At 62.4% G+C, this 17,196-nt stretch carries 15 protein-coding genes; 10 read left to right on the forward strand and 5 right to left on the reverse strand.

Annotation, left to right across the window (positions count from 1 at the left end; genetic code table 11):
- The first annotated feature begins 28 nt into the window (after positions 1-28).
- The 3 genes from ACS92L_RS10535 to ACS92L_RS10545 all read left to right on the forward strand — a co-directional run bounded on the left by ACS92L_RS10535 (position 29) and on the right by ACS92L_RS10545 (position 2,877).
- On the forward strand, positions 29-487 hold the full coding sequence (locus ACS92L_RS10535) for an RNA polymerase sigma factor (protein ID WP_438764743.1): 459 nt from the start codon (positions 29-31) through the stop codon (positions 485-487).
- Positions 488-665: 178 nt separating this feature from the next.
- Positions 666-1,586 carry a siderophore-interacting protein gene (locus tag ACS92L_RS10540; RefSeq protein ID WP_438764745.1) on the forward strand — a complete coding sequence of 307 codons (921 nt, stop codon included), beginning with the start codon at positions 666-668 and terminating at the stop codon, positions 1,584-1,586.
- A gap of 64 nt (positions 1,587-1,650) precedes the next feature.
- Positions 1,651-2,877, forward strand: coding sequence for an MFS transporter (locus ACS92L_RS10545; RefSeq protein WP_438764746.1), 1,227 nt, complete (start codon positions 1,651-1,653; stop codon positions 2,875-2,877).
- Positions 2,878-2,928: 51 nt separating this feature from the next.
- Here the strand turns inward: ACS92L_RS10545 and ACS92L_RS10550 are convergent, their stop codons facing one another.
- Both ACS92L_RS10550 and ACS92L_RS10555 read right to left on the reverse strand, forming a co-directional pair.
- The gene (locus tag ACS92L_RS10550) at positions 2,929-3,789 is read right to left on the reverse strand and encodes an HpcH/HpaI aldolase/citrate lyase family protein (RefSeq protein ID WP_438764748.1); all 861 of its coding nucleotides are present in this window, start codon (positions 3,787-3,789) and stop codon (positions 2,929-2,931) included.
- A complete protein-coding gene (locus ACS92L_RS10555) occupies positions 3,790-4,995 on the reverse strand; it encodes a CaiB/BaiF CoA transferase family protein (protein WP_438764750.1) in 1,206 nt (401 codons plus the stop codon). It lies immediately after the preceding gene.
- Positions 4,996-5,129: 134 nt separating this feature from the next.
- Between ACS92L_RS10555 and ACS92L_RS10560 the strand changes: the two genes are divergently transcribed.
- Positions 5,130-6,038, forward strand: a complete 909-nt coding sequence (locus tag ACS92L_RS10560) for a LysR substrate-binding domain-containing protein (RefSeq protein ID WP_438764752.1) — start codon at positions 5,130-5,132, stop codon at positions 6,036-6,038.
- Positions 6,039-6,117: 79 nt separating this feature from the next.
- On the opposite strand, the gene gndA is transcribed toward ACS92L_RS10560, so the two are convergent.
- Positions 6,118-7,530 carry an NADP-dependent phosphogluconate dehydrogenase gene (gndA, locus tag ACS92L_RS10565; protein ID WP_438764754.1) on the reverse strand — a complete coding sequence of 471 codons (1,413 nt, stop codon included), beginning with the start codon at positions 7,528-7,530 and terminating at the stop codon, positions 6,118-6,120.
- Between the two features lie 404 nt (positions 7,531-7,934).
- On the opposite strand from gndA, the gene ACS92L_RS10570 reads away from it, so the two are divergent.
- A complete protein-coding gene (locus ACS92L_RS10570; protein WP_438764755.1) occupies positions 7,935-8,696 on the forward strand; it encodes a Crp/Fnr family transcriptional regulator in 762 nt (253 codons plus the stop codon).
- A 19-nt stretch (positions 8,697-8,715) separates the two neighbouring features.
- On the opposite strand, the gene ACS92L_RS10575 is transcribed toward ACS92L_RS10570, so the two are convergent.
- A complete protein-coding gene (locus ACS92L_RS10575) occupies positions 8,716-9,102 on the reverse strand; it encodes an META domain-containing protein (protein WP_438764757.1) in 387 nt (128 codons plus the stop codon).
- Positions 9,103-9,158: 56 nt separating this feature from the next.
- Positions 9,159-11,939, reverse strand: coding sequence for a DNA polymerase I (polA, locus tag ACS92L_RS10580; RefSeq protein ID WP_438764759.1), 2,781 nt, complete (start codon positions 11,937-11,939; stop codon positions 9,159-9,161).
- Between the two features lie 159 nt (positions 11,940-12,098).
- Here polA and ACS92L_RS10585 point away from each other — a divergent pair, with 159 nt between their 5' ends.
- From ACS92L_RS10585 to ACS92L_RS10605, 5 genes are all read left to right on the forward strand, one after another.
- Positions 12,099-12,386: a DUF2782 domain-containing protein gene (locus ACS92L_RS10585; RefSeq protein WP_438764760.1), complete on the forward strand. Its 288-nt coding sequence runs from the start codon at positions 12,099-12,101 to the stop codon at positions 12,384-12,386.
- Positions 12,387-12,586: 200 nt separating this feature from the next.
- On the forward strand, positions 12,587-13,537 hold the full coding sequence (locus ACS92L_RS10590) for a homoserine kinase (protein ID WP_438764762.1): 951 nt from the start codon (positions 12,587-12,589) through the stop codon (positions 13,535-13,537).
- A 234-nt stretch (positions 13,538-13,771) separates the two neighbouring features.
- Positions 13,772-15,709, forward strand: coding sequence for a biosynthetic arginine decarboxylase (gene speA, locus ACS92L_RS10595; protein ID WP_438764763.1), 1,938 nt, complete (start codon positions 13,772-13,774; stop codon positions 15,707-15,709).
- A gap of 453 nt (positions 15,710-16,162) precedes the next feature.
- Positions 16,163-16,912, forward strand: a complete 750-nt coding sequence (pcsA, locus tag ACS92L_RS10600; protein WP_438764764.1) for a phosphatidylcholine synthase — start codon at positions 16,163-16,165, stop codon at positions 16,910-16,912.
- Positions 16,881-17,003 (forward strand): hypothetical protein, encoded by a 123-nt coding sequence (locus ACS92L_RS10605; RefSeq protein ID WP_438764766.1) that lies wholly within the window; start codon positions 16,881-16,883, stop codon positions 17,001-17,003. Before pcsA ends, ACS92L_RS10605 begins: the two co-directional genes overlap by 32 nt.
- The last annotated feature ends 193 nt before the right edge of the window (positions 17,004-17,196 follow it).

Consider the following 17,196-nt stretch of genomic DNA (forward strand, 5'->3'; position numbering starts at 1 on the left):
ACTCTACCGTCAATATCATCAGCCGTTGATGAGATTTCTTCAGCGCCAGCTGGCCTGTCAGGATCAGGCGGCAGACCTCTGTCACGAGGTCTACCTGCGGCTGATCAGATCCGACGACATCCCGTTGCTCGACAACCCTCGCGCTTATCTTTTTCGCATAGCGCGCAATCTGCTCACCGATCACCGCCGTCGCCATGCCCAGGACCTGATCGCCATCGATACCCTGGCACCACTGCTGGTCTGCCCCCGTGCCTGTCCCGAGGATGAGCTGTGTGGACAGCAGTGCGTTCAGCGCCTTGGCAAGGCGCTGTCAACGCTGCCTACACATCTGCGTCAGGCCCTGACCTGGCACCGGATAGAGGGGCTGACCCAGCGCGAGATCGGCGCGCGGCTGAACGTTTCCGAGCGCATGGCCGGACGCTATATCGCTCGGGCCGTGACGGCCTGCCAGACCGAACTCGAGACGCTCAATGCCGCCTTCAAATGATCCCGACGCCTGGCAAATTGCCGGGCCAGCAGCGTTCGTCGACGAATGACGCAAAAGGCGCGAGGACGCGACAGAAGCAGGTCGACACCACATTGCGTGAATGGCGCCTTGCAACCAAATGCGAAACATTATTATTCTCTTTAACGCCAGATAGCCTCTACATTCAGGGATCCATCCCATGCCAGCAACGACGCCCTATCAGCTTTTTGACATGACGCTCACGCGCCGCGAGCAGATCTCACCGTCCATGGTGAACCTTACGTTTACGGCAAACGATCTGGATATGGCCACGACCTTTGCGCCGGATCAGAGAGTGAAGCTGTTCTTTCCGGCGTCGGACCAGGGCTGCGCTGACATGGCGGCCAGATTTGCGACCGAACAGGACTGGTACTCGGCCTATAAAAACATGGCACCCGAACAGCGCCCCTTCATGCGCACCTACACGATTCGTGCAGTACGCCCTGAAAAAAAAGAGCTGGATATCGAGTTTGTGCTGCATGGTGATACCGGTCCGGCCTCGCGCTGGGCGAGTCGGGCCCGTCCGGGAGATACCCTGTCGATCAATGCGCCCAGCATCCATTACACCGGCAAGGCCATCGGCTGCGAGTGGCGCCCGCCCGCCAGTATCGAGCATCTTTTGCTGGTCGCGGATGAAACCGCCCTGCCGGCCGTCATGGGGATTATCGAAGAGCTCGACGCACGTTTTTCCGGCGTCCCGAAACCCAGGGTGCAGGCACTTCTCGAGGTGCCGCTGAAAGCCGACTGTCGCTGTATCCCGCAGTGGATCGACGCCGTCTGGCTGCCCCGGGAAGAGACCCGGTGCTGTCATGGCGAGGGGCTTTCCCGGGCTGTGCGCACTCTTGCGCTGAAGCCGTCATCGTCCCCCTGTGCCACCAGTTCAGCGCTGGCTATCGATATCGATGAAGAGATTCTGTGGGACGTGTCTGCTCCTGAGTCGGACGACAGCTTTTATGCCTGGATCGCATCCGAATCCCGGGTATGTTTGAACATTCGCCGCTATCTGGTGGATGAACTGGCGGTGCCAAAACGACAGGTGTCTGCCATGGGCTACTGGCGTGAGGGCAAGGCGCATCCGTAATACATTCCGACCGGCGCCGTCAGGGCTTTTGCGCCAACCCCACATGCTGATGTTATCGGGATTGATGTTGTCCTACGCCGGCTCTTCCGTGGTCGAGGGCTCTGTGCCAACACTGGTCGCGGTGGGCATGCTGTCCCCGGTATGGATTGCGCTATACACCACGTTTTCCAGGGCCATCAATGCCTGTGCTTATGTCATGGCACGGCTGCTGGGTCACTACTCCCCCTACCGGGTACTGTTGATCTGCGAAGTCTACGACATGGTCATTACGCTGGTGGCGCTGCTCCTGCTTTATGACGGGTCACTGTCAACACCGGTCGTGTTGATCACCTACGTTATATTGACGTCCGTTATCCCGGTCATCACCAGCATCGCCAATGGCACCTATGCCGGCGCCCTGTCGCTTGAATCGGACAGAACCGCCGTCAGTTTCAACGCGTTTTCCCTTAGCCTTTTGACCCTGGCCACATTGGTCATTGGCCGGCCGCTGGGAAGCCTGCTGATCGATTATTCCCTTTATGCCGTGCTGGTCATCAATCTGATCATGACACTGGCGTCGTTTCTTTTTCGCTGGGCAGCCATGAAGCGCGACACGCTTTTTCTATCCAATCAAAATCGATATGACCCCGGAAGCAATCACGCTTCACGCCTCGATCTGATCGAAGGCATCCGATATTTTCGTGGCCGGATATTTTGCCTTTCGGCCAGCGCCCCCGTGACAACGCCGCTGATCTATCTCTCCATGGGACTGTTTCTCTACTACATGCCACCGTGGCTGGCAGCCGAGGCCGACAACAAGGGGGAAATCGTTGCCATGGTGGGGATTTTGGGGGGACTGGGCTCGATGATCGGGCCACTCTTGTTTTATGCCCTGAAACATCGCTTTCGCTATCGCCATCATGTGACGCTGGCCATGTTCGTTGTGACCGTCGACGAACTCATGATGCTGGGCATGGTGCGGATGTATGGCAATGATGTGTCGATGCCGGTGCTGTCCGTCTACATGATGCTGAATTTTTGTCTCTATCTCGCGGCCGCCTACTGCAATGTGGCCAATCTCTGTGCCCGACAGAAACGCTTTGCCGGCAAGCGATATCCCGACATGGTCGGCATTGCCTTTTCACTGGCCTCACTTTTTATGCTGGCAGGCACATGGTCAGGGTACCTTTTGGACGCCAGCAGCAATCCGACGTGGGCACTGTTGCTGGGCACCATGATTACCCTTTTGACCACGATGGGTCTGTTGCGCACAAAGGCCTCGTCACGCCCTGACGTTAGTCCAAACAGGTAGCGCTGCCATTTCGAACGGCTGAAAACCGCTCAGGCATTGCCTCTGCGTGGGTCATGGATGGCCACCGCCCTGACCGCCGCGCGCCAGCAGACGTCGGGCGCGCTCGATGACCGGGGCATCGACCATCTGACCGTCCACGCGAAAGGCGCCGCCCTGGGTCTGCGCGCCTTCAAGCACCCTGCGCGCCCACTCGAGCTGTTCGGCGTCGGGCATGAACGCCTGAAGTACCGGAGCCAGCTGGCAAGGGTGAATGCAGAGCATGCCGCCAAAACCCATCTGGCGGGCGCGCTGTGCGGTGGTGTAAAGAGCATCGTCATCATCAAGCACGGGTGACACGCCGGCCATGGGCGGGGCCAGCCCGGCCAGCCTGGAGTGAAGCACCAGCTGATAGCGGGCCTGATCGAGTATCGCCTCGGCGCCGGGGGTGTCGCTTTCCAGATCCAGATCAAGCGCCAGATCCAGCGCGCCAAAGCTCAAGCGCTCCACGCCGTCCACGGCGGCAATCTCGTCGATCCACTCAAGGCCCGCGGCGCTTTCGATCAGCGGCCACAAAGGTCGGTCCAGCGCCGCGGCCTGCTTGAGCCGCGTGGCGGCCTCGGCCTTGGGCACCATGATGGCTGCCACGCCCGGCAGCCGAGCGCAGAGATCCAGATCGGTGTCGAAGTGCTCGCTGTCGGGGGCGTTGATGCGAACGCACAGGGCGACATCCGGCGACTCTTCCACGAACTGCTCCAGGTATTCACGCGCCAGCACCTTGTCTTCAGGCGCCACGGCGTCCTCGAGATCCACGATGACCAGATCGGCCTCGCTGGCCAGCGCCTTGCCGATGCGATCAAACCGGGTCGCCGGCACAAACAGCGCCATTCGCGCCGTCCTGATGCACTCTGCCGCATCGATCGATGTCGTCGCCATTTACACCACTCCCTTCTCGCGCCAGCCCTTGATGGTTGTCTCGTCATGCCCCAGTGAGACCAGAATCTCCTCGGTATGTTCACCCAGTGCCGGTATGGCCCCCATGACGGTGTCGAAGGCCCGACCCTGGCCGGGCGGCAGCAGCGCCGGCAGCGGCCCGACGGGCGAGTCCACCTCGCGCCATCGGTTACGCGCGGCCAGCTGCGGGTGGGCCCAGACATCGGCCATCTCGTTGACGTGGGCGTTGGCGATGCCGGCCTGGTCGAGCCGCGCCACGATCTCATCGGCTGTCAAAGTCGAGAATACCTCGTCAATGACGCCATCCAGCACCTGACGCGCCGCGCTGCGATCGGCATTGGTGGCAAAGCGCACGTCATCGATCAGCGCCGGGCGCTCAAGGACCCCAGTACAAAACGTCTGCCATTCCCGCTCGTTTTGCAGTCCCAGCATCACCGACTGGCCGTCCCCGGCGGGAAAGGGGCCGTAAGGGTAGATGGTCGAATGCGAGGCGCCGGCGCGCGGCGGCGGCTCGGCCCCCTCGAAGGCGTAATAGAGCGGATAGCCCATCCACTCCACGGTGGCCTCGAGCATCGAGACATCGATATGGCTGCCCTGTCCGCTGCGACCGCGGGCCAAAAGCGCGGCGAGAATATTGCTGTAGGCGTACATGCCGGCGGCGATATCCGCCATCGACACGCCCGCCTTGACCGGCGTGTCCTTCGTGCCGGTCTGTGACAACAGCCCCGATTCGCTCTGGATCAGCAGGTCGTAGGCCTTTTTGTTGGTATAGGGGCCGTCGCTGCCATAGCCCGAGATGTCGCAGACAATCAGACGCGGGAAGCGCTCACGAAGCGCCTCGAACGACAGCCCCAGGCGTGCACTCGCCCCCGGGCCCAGGTTCTGGATCAGCACGTCGGCATCACTTAACAGCTCAAACAGAACGCCGGCGCCTTGGGGGGTCTTCACATCAAGCGTCAGGCTTTTCTTGCCGCGATTGGTCCAGACAAAGTGCGAGGCCAGCCCGCGGGTGCGACTGTCGTAGCCGCGGGCGAAATCGCCCGTGCCGGGGCGCTCGATCTTGATCACCTCCGCGCCCAGATCCGCCAGCTGGCGCGAGCAGAACGGCGCGGCGATGGCATGCTCCAGGCTGATGACCCGAATGCCTTCAAGCGGACCGGGGGTGGGAACATCGACGGCTTTCGTCATGGCGGACTCCTCGCTGTGGCTACCTTGAAGCCTGCCTGCTTTTGGCCGCAGGGAGAATTGGCCTTTGCCGGACCCTGCGTTAGGCTCAGACGAACGCCATGCCGGCGCGTCCGGCCCTTCTCCGGCAGGAGCCCATGTCCCTTGATCTGACCGATCTGCGCCTTTTCGTGCATGTGGCCGAGGCGCCGAGCCTTACCCAGGGTGCCCGCCACGCGTGTCTTTCCACGGCAGCGGCCAGCGCGCGCATCCAGCAGCTTGAGGCGCAACTGGGCAAGCGGCTTTTCTATCGAAGCTCGCGCGGCATGGCGCTGACCGCGTCGGGTCAGCGCCTTTTGACCCACGCCCGGCGCGTACTGCGCCAGCTTGATCATCTCACCCACGACATGGCAGGCGACGACGACCGCGCCGGCCATCTGCGCATTCTGGCCAACACCACCGCCGTCACCGAACTGATGCCGGCCGTGCTGGGCGAGTTTCTGGCCACGCGACCACGGCTGACCATTGATCTGCGCGAGCGGCTCAACCACGAGGTGGTGCGCGGCGTGGAACAGGGCAGCGCCGACATGGGCATCGTGGCCGGCCCCATCGGCACCGCGGGTCTCGAGCGCTATCACTTCAGCACCGACCGGCTGGTGCTGATTACCGCACCGGATCATCCGCTGGCGCAGCGCCAGAGTGTGGTGCTGGAAGATCTGGTGGAGGACTTCCACGTCGGGCTGCCGGATACCAGCAGCCTCATGCAGTTTCTGACCCGCCGGTTTGAGGGGGTCGGCGCCGAGCTGAAGCTGCGCGTTCAGGTATCAGGGTTCGAGGCGATCTGTCGTCTGGTGGCCGCAGGCGTCGGGGTCGGCGTGATTCCGGAATCCGCCGCGCTGCGCCATCGCCGGCTCATGACGCTGGCCCTGATCCATATCGATGCGCCCTGGGCGGTACGCGAGCGCAGCGTGGTGGTGCGCAACGCCGCCGAGCTGCCCGGCGGCGGCATGGCGCTGATCGAGGCGCTGATGGCGTTTGGTCGCACCGATCAGCCCCCGAAGGCATAAAAAAACCCCGCGACAGGCGCGGGGTTTTGAGACACCAGGGCGTCGCAGGGTTTACTTGTCGAGCCACTCGGTGTGGAGCTTACTTTTCAAGCCACTCGGTGTGGAACACGCCGTCGCGATCCAGACGCTTGTAGGTGTGAGCACCGAAAAAGTCACGCTGGGCCTGGACCAGGTTGGCCGGCAGCTTCTCGGCGCGGTAGCTGTCGTAGTAGGCCACGGCCGACGAGAAGGTCGGTACCGGAATGCCGTTTTGTACCGCATGGCTGATCACGTCACGCAGCGACTGCTGGTAGCGCTCGGCGATGTCGGAGAAGTACGGCGCCATGAACAAATTCGCCAGTGACGGCTGTTCCTGGTAGGCATCGGTGATCTTCTGCAGGAAACGGGCGCGGATGATGCAGCCGGCGCGGAAGAGCTTGGCGACGGAGCCGTAGTCGAGATTCCAGTCGTAGTAGTCGCTGGCCGAACGCATCTGGGCAAAGCCCTGGGCGTAGGAGGCGATCTTGCTGAAATAAAGCGCCTGGCGGACCTTTTCGATGAACTCGGCGCGGTCGCCTTCAAAGGGCTTGTCGGCCGGGCCCTTGAGCACTTTCGAGGCTGCCACGCGCTCTTCCTTGAGAGAGGAGATAAAGCGGGCAAAGACGGACTCGGTGATCAGCGGCAGCGGCACGCCCAGATCCAGCGCGCTCTTGCTGGTCCACTTGCCGGTGCCCTTCTGGCCTGCCGAATCAAGAATCGTGTCGACCACGTACTCGCCGTTTTCGTCACGCTTTCTGAAGATGCGTGCGGTGATATCGATCAGATAGCTGTCGAGTTCACCGTCGTTCCACTCGGTGAAGACATCGGCCAGCTCATCGTTGGACAGCCCCAGGCCTTCCTTGAGGATGGCGTAGGCTTCGCTGATGAGCTGCATGTCACCGTATTCGATGCCGTTGTGCACCATCTTGACGTAGTGACCGGCACCGTCGGGGCCGACATAGTTGACGCACGGCTCGCCGTCTTCGGCGCGCGCGGCGATCTTTTCAAGGATCGGGGCCACCATGTCATAGGCTTCGCGCTGACCGCTGGGCATGATCGAGGGGCCCTTGAGGGCGCCCTCCTCGCCACCGGAAACGCCGGTACCGATGAAGTTCAGACCCGCTTCGGAAAGCTCGCGGTTACGGCGAATGGTATCCGGATAGTAGGTATTGCCCCCATCGATCAGGATATCGCCCTGGTCCAGATACGGCTTCAGGGACTCGATGGTCTTGTCCGTGGCTTCACCGGCGGCCACCATCAACAAAATGCGGCGCGGCTTTTCCAGCGAGGCCACAAACGTCTCGATCTCATAGAACGGGACCAGCTTGCTGTCGGGATTGTCAGCCAGCACTTCGTCGGTTTTCTCAGAGGAACGGTTATAGATCGACACCGTATAGCCGCGGCTTTCGATGTTGAGCGCCAGGTTGCGCCCCATTACTGCCATTCCCATGACACCAATCTGTTGTCTGGTCATTGCCTTTTACTACTCCAGCAGTCATTGAACTACGACACGTTAGCAGTGCTGCTACGCGTCCTGATGTCCCACATCGGGATAGACAGCATGCTGTCGCCTGACGAATGTGCCACGCCAACACGGTGACAGGCCAGTCTGGCAGAGCGCGCAGCGATTGTCCCCGCTCGAAGGCGCACAAACTACGCACGGATGATCATTTCGTCGCCATTGCCCTGTCAGAGGTGGTGAACATGGGCCACATGCGCCATGCTCAATCTACGCCCTGACATAAAAAAATCTAATAAATACACGCTAATAGCGAAACAGGCTCATGACAATAACCGAGCCAGCCCCTTGCGATGGGCCACCTCCCCGACCGGGAAAAGGCGTCATCGACACACGGGCCGACACAGCAGGAGATGACGATGAGTCATGGCTGTATCGTTGAAAACTTCAGCAATCTGATTTCACTCAGCGACCACGAAAAACGCACGCTGGCCCATCTGGAAAAGGATGCCAGAGCGGTCAAGCGACACGAGAGTCTCTGGCATTTTCGCGAGCGCACGCAAACGCTCTACACGCTGCAGGCCGGCTGGGCCTATGCCTACAAGATTTCCCTGATGGGCGAGATGAAGGTGGTCGAGATCTTTACGCCCGGCGACATCATCGGGCTGCGTGATTTTACCTTCGGGCGCCATCTCACCGACGTGCGCATGATGACCGACGGGACCGTCTGCGCCTTTCCCTATCGCTGTATTCTGGACGCCTGCCAGCAGTCACGCGCGCTCTCGGCGGCCTTTTTTGCCACCGCATCAAGAGATCAGGCGCTGATGACCGAGCGCGTGGCGAGTCTGATGCACTGCAGTGCGCGCATGAAGATTGCCCATTTCATCATCGAGATGTATCTGCGGCTGAAACACACCACCCCGGACATGGGCCTTCGCTTTGAATTCCCCATGAACCAGAAGCTCATGGCAAGCCTTCTGGGGCTGACCAGCGTGCATGTCAGCCGCATGCTCGGCGAGCTGGCCCGGGAGGGGATGGTCAAAAAGCAGCGCCGCATGCTGGAAATTCTCGACTATGAGCGTCTCTATCGCGAAGCGCAGTTTGACGAGACCTACATCCAGCTCGATCTCAGCCACATGCTCGATGTCGATTCAAACAACAGTGAAGCGCCCATGGGCTGACTGCCCCGGGTGCCTGCCCCTACTGCATGGGCACCCGCTCGATCGCCATCTGCTGCGCATCATTTTCAAGACGCCACTCGTCGTTGTCCCCCTGGATCAGGCGCGGACGGCTCTCCAGAAAATCGATCAGCGCCTGGTCCCCTGTCTCATTGTCCGGGCACGCCATGCGGGTTGAGGCGAGATTGCCGACGATCAGCCGGCCCTGTTCAACACGGGCCGGGCCAAACACTCGATTGCAGCCGCCGCTGCCGCTGACGCGATGGCCGTCAAAGATCAGCGTGGCCTGATCCAGGGCATCGCTTCCCGGTTGAGGCGCGTCCCCGTTCTGCGCCGCGTTGCCGGCGCATCCGGCAAGGCCTGCCATCAGCACTGCCGCTGCTATCGACCCTTTTCCAATGAGGCTCATATCGCTCTCCATGAGGCACAAGCGTGTGCCTGTTGTGTTGGCCGGGCGCCGGACAATCAGTGCGCCTCTTCCCAGTTGTCGCCGTGGCCGGCCTCAACGATCAGCGCCACATCGAGCTGCCCGGCGCTCTGCATGCGATCGACCACATCAATCTTGAACGCCTCGACCTGCTCGCGACGCACCTCGAAGATCAGTTCGTCGTGGACCTGCATGACCATTTTGGCGTCGAACTCGCCCTTCTGCAGCCAGGCGTCCACGTCAATCATGGCGCGCTTGATGATATCGGCGGCCGTGCCCTGCATCGGCGCGTTGATGGCGGTGCGCTCGGCGCCCTGTCGGCGGGCATGATTGCGCGAGTTGATCTCGGGCACGTACAGCCGCCGGCCAAAGACGGTTTCGACATAGCCGTTCTCGGCCGCCTCGGCGCGGATGCGCTCCATGTAGCGCGCCACGCCCGGATAGCGGTCGAAGTAGCGCTCGATCCAGGTTTTCGCCTCGCGCTGCTCGACCTTGAGCTGGCGGGCCAGCCCCCAGGCGCTCATGCCGTAGATCAGACCGAAGTTGATCGCCTTGGCGCTGCGACGCTGATCGCTGGTGACCCTGTCGATCGTGGTGCCAAAAACCTCGGCGGCCGTGGCGGTATGGATGTCGCGGTCCTCGGCAAAGGCCGTGAGCAGGCTTTCATCGCCGGAAAGATGCGCCATGATGCGCAGCTCGATCTGCGAATAGTCCGCCGCGACCAGCTGATAGCCGGGCGTGGCGACAAAGGCGGTGCGGATGCGCCGGCCGATATCGCTTCGAATCGGGATGTTTTGCAGGTTGGGGTCGCTGGAAGAGAGCCGACCGGTGGCCGTGACCGCCTGGTGATAGCTGGTGTGAATGCGCCCGGTGGTGGCATTGATCAGCTGCGGCAGCTTGTCGGTATAGGTCGACTTGAGCTTGGAAAGCCCCCGGTGTTCCATGATCACCTTGGGCAGCGGGTAGTCCAGCGCCAGCTCCTCAAGCACGGCCTCGGCGGTCGAGGGCGCGCCCTTGGGCGTTTTCTTGATGACCGGAATCTTCTGCTCTTCAAACAGAATCTCGCCGAGCTGCTTGGGCGAGCCCAGATTGAACTCGCGTCCGGCCAGCTCGAACGCCTCGCGCTCGAGCTCGGTAATGCGCTCGCCCAGCGTCCGGCTCTGCTCGCCCAGCACCTTCGTATCCACCGCCACCCCCGTGCGCTCCATGCGCGTAAGCACGGGCACCAGCGGCAACTCGAGGCTGTCGATGACCTCGGCCAGTCTGCCCTCCTGCTCGAGCCTGGGCCGCAGGTGCGCGTGCAGGCGCAGGGTGACGTCGATGTCTTCGCAGGCATATTCCACGGCCTGCTCAAGCCCGACCTGATTAAAGGTCAGCTGTTTGGCGCCCTTGCCGGCAATCTCTTCAAACGAGATGGTCCGGTGACCGAGATAGGCCTGCGCCAGCGAGTCCATGTCATGGCGCGTGGCGGTGGAGTTGAGCACGTAGGACTCGAGCATGGTGTCGAGCAGGGCGCCATTGACGCCAATGTCATAGCGTGCCAGCACCTCGATGTCGTATTTAAGATTCTGGCCAACCTTGGCAATCGAGGCGTCTTCCAGCAGCGGCTTGAGCGCGGCCAGCACGGCGTCTCGATCCAGCTGGTCCGGGGCATCGAGATAGTCGTGCGCCACCGGCACATAGACGGCCTCGCCCGGCGTGATGCCCAGACCGATGCCGACAATCTCGGCGTCCATGTAGTTGAGGCTGGTGGTTTCCAGATCGAAGCAGAAGGCTTTGGCCTGCGTCAGGCGCTCGATCCAGCGATCGAACGCGCCCTGTTCCAGCACGGCGCGGTAGTCGCGCTGCTCGCCGGCCATGGCGGAGGCTCCATCGCCGGACTCGCCGCCGTCCAGATCCCCCTCGCCGGTGGAGACATCGGGAGACGCCTCACCGACGCTGCCGCCGTCAAGCAGCTCGTTGAGCCAGTTCTTGAACTCAAGACGCTGATAGAGCGACAGCAGCGCTTCGCGATCCGGATGGGCAATGTCCAGCCCGTCCAGCCCGACCGGCAGCTCGCAGTCGGTGCGAATGGTGGCCAGCTTGTACGATAAAAACGCCTGCTCGCGGTTGTCCTCGAGCTTTTTGGCCATGGTTTTGGCGCCGCGAAACGACAGCGTTTTGATGCGCTCGAGATCGCCATAGATGGTGTCAAGCCCACCGCCCATGCCGGTCAAAAGCGCCAGCGCGGTTTTTTGCCCCACGCCCGGCACACCGGGAATGTTGTCGACGCTGTCACCCATCAACGCCAGATAGTCGATGATCAGATGCGGTGGAATGCCGAACTTTTCCTCGACGCCGGCCACATCGAGCGTCTCGTTTTTCATGGTATTGACCATGGTGATGTGCTCGTTGACCAGCTGCGCCATGTCCTTGTCGCCGGTCGAGATGATCGCATCGCGCCCGGCCTCGGTGGCCATGCGCGACAGCGTCCCGATCACGTCATCGGCCTCGACGCCCTCGATGCACAAAAGCGGCAGCCCCAGGGCGCGCACGCACTCGTGCAGTGGCTCGACCTGAGCGCGCAGCTCATCGGGCATGGGCGGGCGGTGGGCCTTGTACTGCTCGAACAGCTCGTCACGAAAGGTCTTGCCCTTCGCATCAAAGACCACCGCCATGGGGCTTTCGGGATACTGGCGGATCAGGCTTTTAAGCATCGACACCACGCCGCGCACGGCGCCGGTCGGCTCGCCGGTCGAGGTCGACAGGGGTGGCAGGGCGTGAAAGGCGCGGTACAGGTAGGCAGAACCGTCCACAAGGACGATCGGGGCAGCGGCCATGGAAGCTCCAGCTAACGACTCGAATATGGCGTCATGATACGCAAGCCGTGCGTCGACGTCAGCGAAGAAAGCGCGCGCGGTACGCACCGGCATGGCTGCTATTTGCCGCTGCGGGATTTACACTGTGCAACATTCAAGCCCCACCCTCTGGAGATCCTCATGACCACTGGACGGATGCTGCCGACCCTGGCGCTGACAGCGCTGCTGATGCCTGCCATGTTCGCTGCCACGGCGCTGGCCGAACCCGAAGGCGAGGTCACCACCCAGCGCGACGGCGATCGCGTCGTACGCGAATATCGCCTCGAGGGTCGCCTCTACGCCATCGAAATCATCGAAGGCGACAAGCGTACTGTCCTGCTGGACACCGACGGCGACGGCAATTTCCGACGCCAGAGCGGTGAGGCCGATATCGAAGCGCCGTCATGGACCCGGGCGTCGACACGCTAGCGCACACTGCCGACCCGCCAGGCCGACAGGCAAAACATGGCGTTTCGGTGATAGACTCCGCGCGGCGCGGCGTCAGGCCATGCCCGGGGCGCCGTGCGATCCGGCATCCAGCGTTTGAGCACGTCATTGCCATGACCACGACCGGTCACGGCCCTTGTTACCCAGCACGATAAGCGCCTCCGCAGCGCGCCAGGAGCCACATGGCGGTTTTTACCCCTTTAAGCGATGAACAGGTTACCCAGTTTCTGGAACGCTACGACGTCGGCACCCTGGTGTCGGTCGAGGGCGTGGCAGGCGGTACCGAAAACAGCACGTTTTTTGTCACCACCGACCGGGAAGTGCTGGTACTGACCCTGTTCGAACAGGGCGAGCAGGAAGAGCTGCCCTTTTTCATCGACCTGCTGGCCTGGCTGGATCAGCATCAGTTGCCGGTGCCGGGACCGCTTTTCGATCGCAACGGCGTGGCCCTGCAGCGCCTGGCCGACCGCCCGGCCCTTTTGTTCCCGCGTCTGGCCGGCCGGCATCCGCAAGCGCCCGGGCCGGCGCAGTGCACCGCCATCGGCCGGGTACTGGGCCAGATGCATCGCATCTCGCAGGGCTTTCAGGGCAGCCGCCCCAACCCGCGCGATCTGCGCTGGGTACACGCCGTCCATTCCCGGGTCATGAGCTATCTGGACCGCGACGACCAGAGCCTGCTGCGCGACCGCGTCGATGCCCTGGACTGCCGTCTCAGACATGTCGAGCTGCCCCAGGGCGCCCTGCACGGCGATCTCTTTCGCGACAATACCCTCTATGAAGGCGACCGCCTTTGCGGCGTGATCGATTTCTACAACGGCTGCACCGGCGATCTGCTCTTTGATCTGGCGATTGTCATCAACGACTGGTGCAGTGACGATCACGGCGCGCTGATTCCCGAACGCTATGACGCCATTATCGACGCCTACGCCCGCGAGCGCGCCTTTACCGACGAAGAGCGCCGGGTCTGGCCCACCATGCTGGAGCTGACGGCGCTGCGCTACTGGCTGTCGCGCCTTCTGGTGGTCTATGTCGACCCGCCCGCCCACGCTCTGACGCCCAAGGACCCGACCCAGTATCGCCGGATCCTGAAGGCGCGCATTGATCATCCGCCGGCACCGCTGCCACGCTCATGACGGATTTTGATGCCGGCCCCGGTCGGCATCACCGTCGAAACGTCCCGGCAGGTCCGGGCCCTTTCTGGCACTCAGGGTCTACACTGGCAGCAATTGCCCGGGCAATCTGCCACCGGGGCAACAAAGGCGCTAGAATGCGCGCCGGGCAGCACGGGCTGCCTCTTGTGTGTATGACGATCCTGTCTGACGAGTGTCACAGTGTCGTTCGCGGCCAATTCTGACCGGAGCCTGTCCATGACCAACGCTTCATCCGTATCCGACCAGACCCATGCCCAGTCTGAAGCCCGCCGCACCTACAATATCGATCAGTGGGGCAGCGGCTATTTTGACGTCAACGAGCAGGGGCTGGCCGTGGTGCGCCCCTTCGGGGATGCCGACAGTCAGGACGGTCCGGCCCTGCCCCTGAAGGGGCTGGTCGAGACGCTGCAGGGGGCCGGCTTGCGCCTGCCCATGCTGGTGCGTTTTACCGATATCCTGCATGACCGCGTCGAGCAGCTGTGCCAGGCCTTTGATCGCGCCATCGACGAGCTGGATTATCGGGGCCGCTACACGGCGGTCTACCCCATCAAGGTCAACCAGCAGCGCCGCGTGGTCGAAGAGCTTCTGGCCACCCCCGAGCGCGGTCGCGGCCGCGTGGGCCTTGAAGCCGGCAGCAAGCCGGAGCTTCTGGCCGTGCTGGCGCTCTCCTCGGAGACCACCTCGACCATCGTCTGCAACGGCTACAAGGACCGCGAGTACGTCCGCCTGGCACTGATGGGTGAAAAGCTCGGCCACCGCGTCTATCTGGTGGTGGAAAAACAGGCCGAGCTGGAGCTGATTCTGGAAGAGGGTGACAACCTGGGCGTCATGCCGCGCATTGGCGTGCGCGCGCGGCTCTCCTCGGTCGGCAAGGGCAACTGGGAAAGCACCGGCGGCGACAAGTCCAAATTCGGCCTGACCGCCCGTCAGATCCAGCACGTGGTCGATCACCTGCGCGCCCACGACCGGCTGGAATCGCTACAGCTGGTGCACTTTCATCTGGGCTCGCAGATCGCCAACATTCGCGACATTCAGCGCGGGCTGCGTGAATGCACCCAGTTCTACAAGAGCCTGCGCGATGTCGGTGCCCCGGTGTCCGTAGTGGATGTCGGCGGCGGCCTGGGCGTGGACTACGAAGGCACCCGTTCGCGCAGCTACTGCTCGACCAACTACTCGATGGCCGAGTACGCCAACAACGTGGTCGGCGCGTTTTCCCAGCTGTGTCAGAGCATGGACATTCCGCATCCGGACATCATCTCCGAGTCCGGTCGCGCCCTGACGGCCCATCACGCGGTGCTGATCACCAACGTGATCGACGAGGAGCGCCACGAAGTGGCCCTGCCCGAACGCGGCCAGCATGAAGGCGACACCCATCTGGACGTGCTGTGGCAGACCTATGACTGGCTGGCCGAACCCGCCGAACCGCGCCTGCTGGTCGAGTACTATCACGATTTGTATCAGGCCATGATCGACATTCAGGACCGCTTCGTGCTGGGCAGCGCCACCCTGGGCGTGCGCGCCGAGGGCGAGGCGCTCTACACCGCCGCCTGCAAGCGCCTGCGGGCCAAGCTCGACCGCCGCAACCGCGCCCATCGCGAAATCCTCGATGAGCTCGACGAGAAGCTCGCCGACAAGCTGTTCGTCAACTTCTCGCTGTTTCAGTCCCTGCCGGACGTGTGGGGGATCGATCAGATTTTCCCGGTACTGCCGCTGTCCAATCTGGACGCCCCCTCAACGCGTCGCGGCGTGATCCAGGACATCACCTGCGACAGCGACGGGCGCATCGAGCGCTATGTCGACGGCCAGGGGGTGGAAAGCACGCTGCCGCTGCCGGAGTGGAAAGCCGGTGAAGACCGTCTTCTGGGCCTTTTCCTGGTCGGCGCCTATCAGGAGATTCTGGGCGATCTGCACAACCTCTTTGGCGATACCGACTCCATCGATGTCAGCGTGGACGACAACGGCGCGTGGCAGCTGGGCACGCCGATCGTCGGCGACAGCGTCGCCAACGTGCTGCGCTACGTGAACTTCGACCCCGACCGCCTCAAGAGCCGTTTCCAGCGCCAGCTGCTGCGCAGCGACGTCTCCGGCCGGGAGCGCGAGATGTTTCTCGAAGAGCTCGAAGCCGGCCTTGAAGGCTATACCTACCTGGAGTAATCGGGCCTGAAGCAGTCTCGGGCGCTGCCTGATCATCCTGTGCACTGCCCGCGCCACGCCCGGGCAGTGGACTCGCCATCCACACCGCTGATCCCGCAAGGACCCTGGCGCCGTTGATCGTTCCGGTGCCTGCGACCGCATGTGATGTCGAGCGCCGCAGGCACCGGCCGACATCGGTATCGGTAACCACCTGCAGATGGCGCGCCCCGCCTGACGACCGGCAGCACACGCACTGGCGCCCCTGACCGATCGGTATATCGTCTATCATTGTCTGTAATGCAATGAAAGGCATGCCCTCGCGCTGTCCTGCAAGAGCTACCACCATGTGAGGCATCGCGGCGGACAGCCACACCGCGATGGTCACCCGTAAATCCATACCGGGTTATTGCGACGCCCAGACGCTGCTCGATACAGCCAACACAACGGGAACGGCACGTTCCCCATGGGGCCAGGATGGCACAATCGCTTTTTTCGCACACATCCTCAAGCGCTTCTCCCTGCAAGGCATGGAGCGTTCACATTCTTACCGCCAGTGGCGTGCTGTTCGCCACGATGGCCCTGCTGGCGCTGATCGACGAACGCCCCGTCGCCTGCCTGCTCTGGCTGGGCACGGCGATGATGATCGATAGCGTCGATGGCACCCTGGCGCGCAAGTACGATGTCAAGGCCACCCTGCCGCAAATAGACGGCGCCACCCTCGACATGGTCATCGACTACCTCACCTGGGCCTTTATCCCCGCACTGTTTATCTACTCCTTTATCGAGCTGCCGCCGTATCTCTCGCTGGTGTCGGTGTTCATCATCGTGCTGTCATCGATGTTCTGCTTTTGCAACGTCAACCTGAAAAGCCAGGACAACTACTTCGTCGGCTTCCCCGCCGCCTGGAACATCGCCGCCGCCTATTTCTATATCCTCGATCTGCCGCCTTTTGTCGTCTTTGCCGCCATTGTGGTGCTTGCCGCGCTGACCGTAACGCGGATGAAGTTTCTCCATCCGTTTCGAGTGCGCTTTCTGATGCCGCTGAACATCGCGGTCACCCTGGTCTGGTGTGTCTGCACCACCTTGCTGCTGCTGTCGAGCGCTGGGCATGCCACCTGGGCGCTGTGGGGGCTCGGCCTGACCTCGCTGTACTTTGCAGGTATATGCCTGTGGCGCACGGCGCAGGAGTGGCTTGCCTCGCCACGGCGAAACGCTTCAGCATAAGGGTCGGCGCCGCGGCATCCAGGGCCGCGAGCGCGAGATGTTTCTCGAAGAGCTCGAAGCCGGGCTTGAAGGCTATACCTGCCTGGAATAGCCGCCACACGCGACCCTTTATCGCCTCGCCCGGACCACGATCCGGGCGAGGCGTTTTTCCTTCCGGCCTTGCCTTGTCCGCTCCCTTCCCGCTTTTTTTGATGTCCTTCGCCTTCCCCCTTAAAGCAGGTGTCCCGATTGACGGTGGCCGGCGCTGGCGATTTGCGCCGCGTTCGAAGCAAAACACGACGCTG

The sequence above is a fragment of the Kushneria halocnemicola genome (assembly GCF_965650455.1).
Classification (GTDB): domain Bacteria; phylum Pseudomonadota; class Gammaproteobacteria; order Pseudomonadales; family Halomonadaceae; genus Kushneria.